This window comes from Thiocapsa sp. (assembly GCF_035467215.1).
Taxonomy (GTDB): domain Bacteria; phylum Pseudomonadota; class Gammaproteobacteria; order Chromatiales; family Chromatiaceae; genus Thiocapsa.
In genome coordinates this window covers 1-7,954 of record NZ_DATITZ010000325.1, presented here as the reverse complement: position 1 = coordinate 7,954, position 7,954 = coordinate 1, and the positions used below count along the sequence as shown (strand labels likewise).

Genomic DNA, 7,954 nt, shown 5'->3' with positions numbered 1-7,954 from the left:
AACGCCGCCGAACAGCGCAACCTGCGTCTCGGCATGCGCGGGCGCCGCGGCGAAGACCTCGACATAGTCCATGCTGTTGAAGTACATACCCACCGCGGCAATACCGAGGATAAAGCCGAAGTCGCCGACGCGGTTGACCAGGAAGGCCTTCATATTGGCGAAGATCGCCGTCTCGCGCGTCGACCAGAAGCCGATCAGCAGGTAGGAGACCAGACCGACCGCTTCCCACCCGAAGAAGAGCTGCATGAAGTTGTTGGACATGACCAACATCAACATGGAGAAGGTGAAGAGCGAGATGTAGCTGAAGAACCGTTGATAGCTGTTCTTGCCGGTCAGCGCACCTTTCGGCCAGTTGTGCTCGTCGTCGGCCATGTAGCCGATCGTGTAGATATGGACCATCAAGGAGACGAAGGTCACGGTCGCCATCATCAGCGCCGTGAGTCGGTCGACCAGGAAACCCACCTCGAAGCGGATCCCGTCCGAGACCATCCAGGTATAGACGGCCTCGTTGTAGACCGGCAGATCACCCCAGACGAATCGCGCGAGCACCATGAGCGACAGCGCCGTGGAGAGCCCGACGCCAGCGATGGTCACCGCATGCGCGCCCTGCCGGCCGATTCGGCCGCCGAAAAAGCCGGCGAGGATGGCGCCGAGGAGCGGCGCAAGCACGATGGTCAGGTAGACGTTTTCCACTGTTTAGTTCGCTCTTTCGCTTGATGTGATCCGGATCGACCCGCCAGTCACGCAGACGCGTTGACGCCGTCCGCGCTATCCCTTGAGGCTGTCCAGATCCTCCACGTTGATCGTCTGCTGACTCCGGAAAACCACCACCAGGATCGCAAGCCCGATCGCAGCCTCCGCCGCCGCCACCGTCAGGATGAAGAAAACGAAGACCTGCCCGGTCATATCCCCGAGAAAATGGGAAAAGGCGACGAAGTTCATATTCACCGCGAGCAGCATCAGCTCGATGCACATCAGCAGCAGGATGACGTTCTTGCGATTTAGGAAGATCCCCGCGACCGCCAGCATGAAGAGCCCTGCGGCCAGGATCAGATAATCTGAGAGCGCGATCATTCGGTCGATTCCTGTGGTGCAACCGAGGCAGCGACGGCCGGAACCGCGGCACTCTCGGAAGGCATCTTGACGATACGAACCCGGTCCGGACCCTTCTTGACCCTCACCTGCTTTGCCGGATCCATATATTTGGTATCCGGCCGACGACGCAGGGTCAAGCGAATCGCGGCAACAATGGCGACAAGCAGGATCACGGCCGCGATCTCGAACGGATAGACATAAAGGGTGTAGAGCAGCAGACCCAGCTCTTCGGTATTGCTCACGCCGGGGCCCGCAGGCACGGGCGAGGGGAACTGCTGCAATCCGAAGTTAGCCGGACCGACGATCAGGAAGATCTCGAGGGCAAGCACGACGGCAATGAGCGCACCGATCGGCAAATAACGAATAAAGCCCGCGCGCAGTGTCGCGATATCGACGTCGAGCATCATGACCACGAAGAGGAAGAGCACCATGACCGCGCCGACATAGACCAGAACCAGCACGATCCCGAGGAACTCCGCTTCGAGCAGGATCCAGAGGGCCGCGCTGCTGATGAAGGCCAGCACCAGATAGAGGACGGCGTGGACCGGGTTGCGACGCGTGATCACCATCCCTGCAGCGACTAGGGTTATGGCCGCGAAGACATAAAAGAGGAATTTTTCAAAGCCCATGATTCATCCGAATGCCTTGGTTAGCCGCAATGGCCGAATGAGCGCCGACCGAGTGCCCGATCGGCGCCTGACCGCGCTCTGATTGCCACCTGATCGATAGAGCCCCGACGCACCGCACGCGGGTCGACGAAAGCCCCGAAGCCCCGCGCATCATGCCCGTATCATCGGGCGATCCTGCGCAGCCGGTCGCGCTCCCGCGACCATCGTGCTCAGCGGTAAGGCGCATCCGGGGCGCGTGCCGCGGCGATGTCCGCCTCGTATTTGTCCCCGATCGCGAGGAGCTTCTCCTTGGTCATGATGTTCTCGCCGCGATTCTCGAAGTGATACTCATAGACGCCGGTCTCGACGATCGAATCCACCGGACAGGATTCCTCGCAGAAGCCGCAGTAGATGCACTTGAAGAGATCGATGTCGTATCGCGTCGTCCGTCTGGATCCGTCCTCGCGCGGCTCGGCCTCGATCGTGATGGCCAGTGCCGGGCAGACCGCCTCGCAGAGTTTGCAGGCGATACAGCGCTCCTCACCGTTGGGATAGCGCCGCAAGGCATGCAGGCCGCGAAAACGTGGCGAGATCGGGGCCTTCTCCTCCGGGTACTGAACCGTGAACTTGCGCTTGAACAGATAAGCGCCGGTCAGGCTCAAGCCCTTGAAGAGCTCGACCATCAGGAGGCTTTGGAGATACTCGCGTGTGGCTTTCAGCATCGGTCGTCTCCGGCTCAGGCGGACCACCAAGGGGGCAGCTCGGCGAGTACCGCAAGCGCAACCACCAGGATCCAGACGATCGTGATCGGGATGAACACCTTCCAACCCAGACGCATGATCTGGTCGTAGCGATAGCGCGGGAAAGTCGCCCGTAACCACAAGAATACGAACATGAAGAAGAAGGTCTTGAGCAACAGCCAATGGAAGCCGTCGCCCAGCAGCAGGCTGCCCTCGACCCACGCCTGCGGGAAGGGCGACAGCCAGCCGCCCATAAAGAGCAGGGCCGAGAGCGCCGAGATGAGGATCATGTTCGCGTATTCGGCGAGGAAGAAGACCGCGAAGGCCATCCCGGAATACTCGACATGGAAGCCGGCCACGATCTCGGACTCGCCTTCGGCCACGTCGAAGGGCGCACGGTTGGTCTCGGCGATACCCGAGATCAGATAGACGCCGAAGAGCGGCAGCAACGGCAGCCAAAACCAGGTCAGGAGGTTGCCCTCCTGGGCCGCGACGATCGCACCCAGATTAAGGCTCCCGGCAGCCACCAGGACACCGACCAACGCAAAGCCCATGGCGATCTCGTAGGCCACGATCTGGGCCGCCGAGCGCATGGCGCCGAGCAGGGCATATTTCGAGTTGGACGCCCAACCCGCGATGATGATGCCGTAGACACCGAGCGAGGTCAGCGCAAGCAGATAGAGCAGGCCGGCATTGATGTCGGCCAGCACCAGACCTTCGTCGAAGGGAAACACCGCCCACGCGGCCAGGGCCGGCGCGATCGCGATCATCGGCGCCAACAGGAACAGGACCTTGTCGGCCTTGGTCGGGATCACGATCTCCTTCATCATCAGCTTGACCGCATCCGCGATCGGCTGCAGCGAGCCGCGCCAGCCAACTCGGTTCGGCCCGATGCGAACCTGGATGTAGCCGATCACCTTGCGCTCGGCCAAGGTGTAATAGGCCACCATTCCGAGGAGCGGCAGGACAATCGCGGTGATCTTGATCAGGATCTGGATCACCACGGGAAGCGCGTTCCATAGTTCGATCATCATTGCCTCATCCCGCCTCGCTGCCCGTCTCGCCGAACCACGGCCTGATCTCGACCGGGCCCATCTGCGCGCCCAGCCGTCCGCTTCCGGTCACGGCTGCCGGGATCCGCGCACAGCCCATCGCGATCGCGTCGTCCAGGAAGACAGTGGCCTCGACCTCGTGGCCGTTCTGAATGATCAAGACCGTCTGATCGGCACTCAGTCCATCGCCGCGCGCCTGCTCCGGATGCAGATAGACACCGAAGGCCGCCCCTTGAACAGACGTGCGCTGCAGGGCCGGCGCGCGCCGAACGAGCGGATCCAGCGCATAGATGGGCACAGTGCCCAAGCGCATCAGGCCGGCGGTCGTGCCGCTCGAGACCGCCGGATAGTCCCCGCGCGGGGCGTTATCGAGTGCGGCATCGCTGCACATTGCGGCGAGCTCGTCGCGCACCTGCGCTGCATCCCGATACTCGAAGCCGGGAAGATCCAGCAGATTACCCAGCACACGCAGCACCTTCCAGCCGGGACGGGCCTCGCCGGGGGGCGCGACGGCTCCCTGAAACCGCTGCCAGAGACCGCCCGCGTTGACGAAGGTCCCGGAGGTCTCCGCGAAGGCGCCGATCGGAAGCAGCACGTCGGCAACGGCCTCGAGCGACGGCGAGCGGAATGCGGAGCAGGCGATCACCAGATCGGCCGCCTCGCACATGGCGATCGCCCGTGCGGGGTCAATGAGATCCCGATCCGGCTCCAGCCCCCATAGTACCAACGTGCTCGGCGGTGCACGCAGCATCTCGCCGACCCCGAGGCCCTTGGGCTCGGCTGGCCGACCGCCGGGCAAACCCTGCGGCACGGCACCGGCCAGATGGGCACCGACGCTGTTCGCCGATGCCGGAAGAAAACCCACGACGGCGCCGCTCAACTCGCCGATCCGATAGGCCAGCGCCTTGAGCAGCGCATAGTCCGGATGTGCGGTGGCCAGCGCACCCAGCAGGATGGCGCCGGTCGATCTTTCGCCCGCGGCACGCAAAGCGTCGGCGATCGCCTGATTCGCATCGTCGGGCTTGGCCGAGCCGACGATCGTCTTGAGTGCCCCGGACGCCTTGGCGCCCAGCGCCTTGGCGATCGCCGCAAGATCCGCGACCATCTGCGCCGGCGTCCCGACGAACTGCCGGGCGGGATGGGTCAGCGCCAAGGTCAAGGGGTTCACGCAGGCGATGGTCGCACCCTCGAGCGCGGCCTTGCGGATGCGATGGGCCAGCAGCGGTTGCTCCTGACGAATCTCGCTTCCGATCAGGAGGATCGCCTCGCGCGTCTCCAGATCGGCGATTGGAAGGCCCAGCCAAGGCAGCATCGGATCGGCGGCATCCCCGCTGAAATCCTGCTGCCGTAACCGGTGATCGATGTTGGCACAACCCAGACCGCGCGCGACCCGCTGCGCCAGATAAAGCTCTTCGAGCGTCGCATTCGGGGCCATCAGCCAGCCCATACGGCTCGCATCGGCTGACTTGAGACGCTCGGCGACCGCGGTCAGAGCCTCCTGCCACTCGACCTCGCGCCAGACCCCTTCGGTCTTGATCATGGGCGCGGTCAGGCGGTCTTCCGAGTTCAGACCCGCGTAACTGAAGCGGTCGCGGTCCGAGATCCAGGTCTCGTTGACCGCTTCGTTGTCCCGCGGATGCACCCGCATGACGCGACCGCCGCGCACATGCAGACGGATGTTCGCGCCGACCCCGTCGTGCGGGGCGATGCTGTCGGCATCGGTCAGCTCCCAGGCCCGCGCGGTGAAGCGATAGGGCTTGGATGTGAGTGCGCCGACCGGACAGAGATCGATGATGTTGCCCGAGAGCTCATGGGTCACGGTATGGGCGACGAAGGTCCCGATACGCATCTCTTCGCCCCGGCCCGTGGCGCCGAGCTCACGCACACCGGCAATCTCCGCACCGAAGCGCACGCAGCGCGTGCAGTGGATGCAGCGGGTCATGTCCGTGGCGATGAGCGGACCGAGATCCTCGTCCTTGACGACACGCTTGCGCTCGGAGAAGCGCGAGACGTCGCCGCCGTAGCCCATCGCCACATCCTGTAGCTCGCATTCGCCGCCCTGATCGCAGATCGGGCAGTCGAGCGGGTGGTTGATGAGCAGGAACTCCATGGTCCCCTGCTGGGCATCGATGGCCTTGGGCGAGCGCGTCAGGACCTTCATGCCCGCGCCGACCGGCGTGGCGCACGCGGGCACCGGCTTGGGGAAGGGGCGACCGCCCTGCTCCGCCTCGACCAGGCACATGCGGCAGTTCGCCGCGATCGACAGCTTCTTGTGATAGCAGAAACGCGGGATGGTGATCCCCACGCGGTCCGCGACCGCGATGATCATCTCTCCCGGCGCCGCTTCGCAGGTGCGGCCGTCGATCTCGATCGTGATCTTGTCCGTCATTCAGCTCTCTCGATCGGCGCCCGTGGGCCGGGTGTCGCGCACCGCTTCGGCGCGCGTTCTCGGACCTGCTCGCTCGCGCGAACGGGGCCATTCTACAAGTTTGCGATTCCGGGGCGACGACGGCGAGCCGCGCTCGCCCCGATTCGGATCAGGCCGCAGGTCTAGGCTGCCATGCTTTGGCCGTGCTCGATCAGGTGCTCGAATTCGTGTCGATAATGCTTGAGAAAGCTCTGTACCGGCATCGCCGCGGCATCGCCCAGGGCGCAGATGGTGCGCCCGCCGATCCGACCCGCAACACTGTCGAGCAGATCCAGATCGCCCGGCCGGCCCTTGCCGTCCAGGATGCGGCGCAGCACACGCTCCAGCCAGCCGGTGCCTTCGCGGCAGGGTGTGCACTGACCGCAGGACTCGTGCATGTAGAAGTGCGACAGGTTGTGCAGGACCTTGACCATGCAGGTCCCCTCGGCGATCACGATCACGGCGCCCGAGCCCAGCATTGAGCCGGCCTTGGCGATCGAATCGTAATCCATGTCCACATCCATCATGACGTCGCCGGGCACCACCGGAACGGATGACCCGCCGGGGATCACGGCCTTGAGCGCACGACCGTCCTTCATCCCGCCGGCCAGCTTGAGTAGATCCCGGAAGGGCGTACCCAGAGGGACCTCGAAGTTGTTCGGCCGAGCCACATGCCCGGTGACCGAGAAGAGCTTGGGACCGCCGTTGTTCGGGCGACCCTGCTCCAAAAACCATTTCCCGCCCTTCTCCAGGATGACCGGGATGGAGGCCAGCGACTCGGTGTTGTTGATGGTGGTCGGACGTCCATAGAGACCGAACTGGGCCGGAAACGGCGGCTTGAAGCGCGGCTGTCCCTTCTTGCCCTCGATCGACTCCAGGAGTGCGGTCTCCTCGCCGCAGATGTAGGCACCGGCACCGAGGTGGTTGTAGAGGTCGAAATCAACGCCCGAACCCTGAATGTCCTTGCCCAGGAGACCCGCCGCGTACGCCTCGCGAATCGCCTCCTCGCACCGCTCGATCGGCTCGTAGAACTCGCCGCGAATATAGTTGTAGCCGACGGTCGCCCCGATGCAGTAGCCGGCGATCGCCATACCCTCGATCAACTGATGCGGGTTGTAGCGCAGGATGTCGCGATCCTTGCAGGTCCCGGGCTCGCCCTCGTCGGAGTTGCAGACGATGTACTTTTGGCCGGGCGCCGTGCGGGGCATGAAGCTCCACTTCAGGCCCGTCGGGAAGCCTGCACCGCCGCGGCCGCGCAGCGCCGAGAGCTTGATCTCTTCGATGATGTCGGCCGGGTCCGGGCGCTCGCGCAGGATCTTCTCCCACTGCACATAGCCGCCCAGGCTGCGATAGGCATCCAAGGTGTGCCGGATCTTGGCATCCAGGTGCATGTTGCGAAAACAGACGCTGTTCTGATTCGGGACCATCGGCCTACTCCAACTCGTCGATCAGCTTGTCGAGCGCTTGGGGCGAAAGGTTCTCGTGATAGGTCTTGTCGACCAACACCGCGGGCGCATGACGGCACGCACCGAGACACTCCACCTCTTTGAAGGTAAAGCGACCGTCGGCCGTGGTCTCGCCCAGACGCACGTCGTAATTGTGCTCGACATGCTCGATCAGCTCTTCGGAACCCAGCAGCAGGCAAGAGACGCTGTTGCAGACGCAGACCTTGTGTCGACCCTGCGGCTCCAGATCGTACATGCCGTAGAAGGTCGCGACCTCGTAGACGGACACCTCCGGCATATCCAAATAGGCGGCGACGTCGTTCATCAGCTCGGGCGTCAACCAACCGCCGTTGGCATCCTGCACGATGGTCAGCGCCGGCATCACCGCCGACTGTATCCATTCGGCCGGATACTTGGCGATCCAGATATCGATCTGCTCTCGAATCTCCGGGGTGAACAGGGTCGTTTTATCGCGATCGTGAATGACCGCAAGCGGCGCGTTGCGAAAGCTCATCAGCGATCGATCTCCCCGAATACGATATCCAGCGTCCCGATGATCGCGACCACGTCGGCGAGCATATGGCCTTTGGCCATTTCGTCAAGCGCG

General features: G+C 63.7%; 9 protein-coding genes. All 9 read right to left on the bottom strand.

Annotation, left to right across the window (positions count from 1 at the left end):
• The coding region (locus VLR48_RS17465) for a proton-conducting transporter membrane subunit (RefSeq protein ID WP_325293014.1) at positions 1–693 on the bottom strand (693 nt) is incomplete at its 3' end.
• A 75-nt stretch (positions 694–768) separates the two neighbouring features.
• The gene (gene nuoK / locus VLR48_RS17460; protein ID WP_093187331.1) at positions 769–1,074 is read right to left on the bottom strand and encodes an NADH-quinone oxidoreductase subunit NuoK; all 306 of its coding nucleotides are present in this window, start codon (positions 1,072–1,074) and stop codon (positions 769–771) included.
• Positions 1,071–1,724, bottom strand: a complete 654-nt coding sequence (locus VLR48_RS17455; protein WP_325293013.1) for an NADH-quinone oxidoreductase subunit J — start codon at positions 1,722–1,724, stop codon at positions 1,071–1,073. Before VLR48_RS17455 ends, nuoK begins: the two co-directional genes overlap by 4 nt.
• A 209-nt stretch (positions 1,725–1,933) precedes the next feature.
• A complete protein-coding gene (gene nuoI / locus VLR48_RS17450; RefSeq protein WP_414718625.1) occupies positions 1,934–2,425 on the bottom strand; it encodes an NADH-quinone oxidoreductase subunit NuoI in 492 nt (163 codons plus the stop codon).
• 14 nt (positions 2,426–2,439) lie between these two features.
• Entirely contained in the window at positions 2,440–3,474 is a 1,035-nt protein-coding gene (nuoH, locus tag VLR48_RS17445; RefSeq protein ID WP_325293012.1) for an NADH-quinone oxidoreductase subunit NuoH, read from the bottom strand.
• A gap of 7 nt (positions 3,475–3,481) precedes the next feature.
• A complete protein-coding gene (gene nuoG / locus VLR48_RS17440) occupies positions 3,482–5,884 on the bottom strand; it encodes an NADH-quinone oxidoreductase subunit NuoG (RefSeq protein WP_325293011.1) in 2,403 nt (800 codons plus the stop codon).
• Between the two features lie 161 nt (positions 5,885–6,045).
• The gene (nuoF, locus tag VLR48_RS17435; RefSeq protein ID WP_325293010.1) at positions 6,046–7,329 is read right to left on the bottom strand and encodes an NADH-quinone oxidoreductase subunit NuoF; all 1,284 of its coding nucleotides are present in this window, start codon (positions 7,327–7,329) and stop codon (positions 6,046–6,048) included.
• A 4-nt stretch (positions 7,330–7,333) separates the two neighbouring features.
• Positions 7,334–7,861 (bottom strand): NAD(P)H-dependent oxidoreductase subunit E, encoded by a 528-nt coding sequence (gene nuoE / locus VLR48_RS17430; RefSeq protein ID WP_325293009.1) that lies wholly within the window; start codon positions 7,859–7,861, stop codon positions 7,334–7,336.
• On the bottom strand, positions 7,861–7,954 hold a 94-nt coding region (locus VLR48_RS17425; protein ID WP_325293015.1), incomplete at its 5' end, for a hypothetical protein. The genes nuoE and VLR48_RS17425, both read right to left, overlap by 1 nt.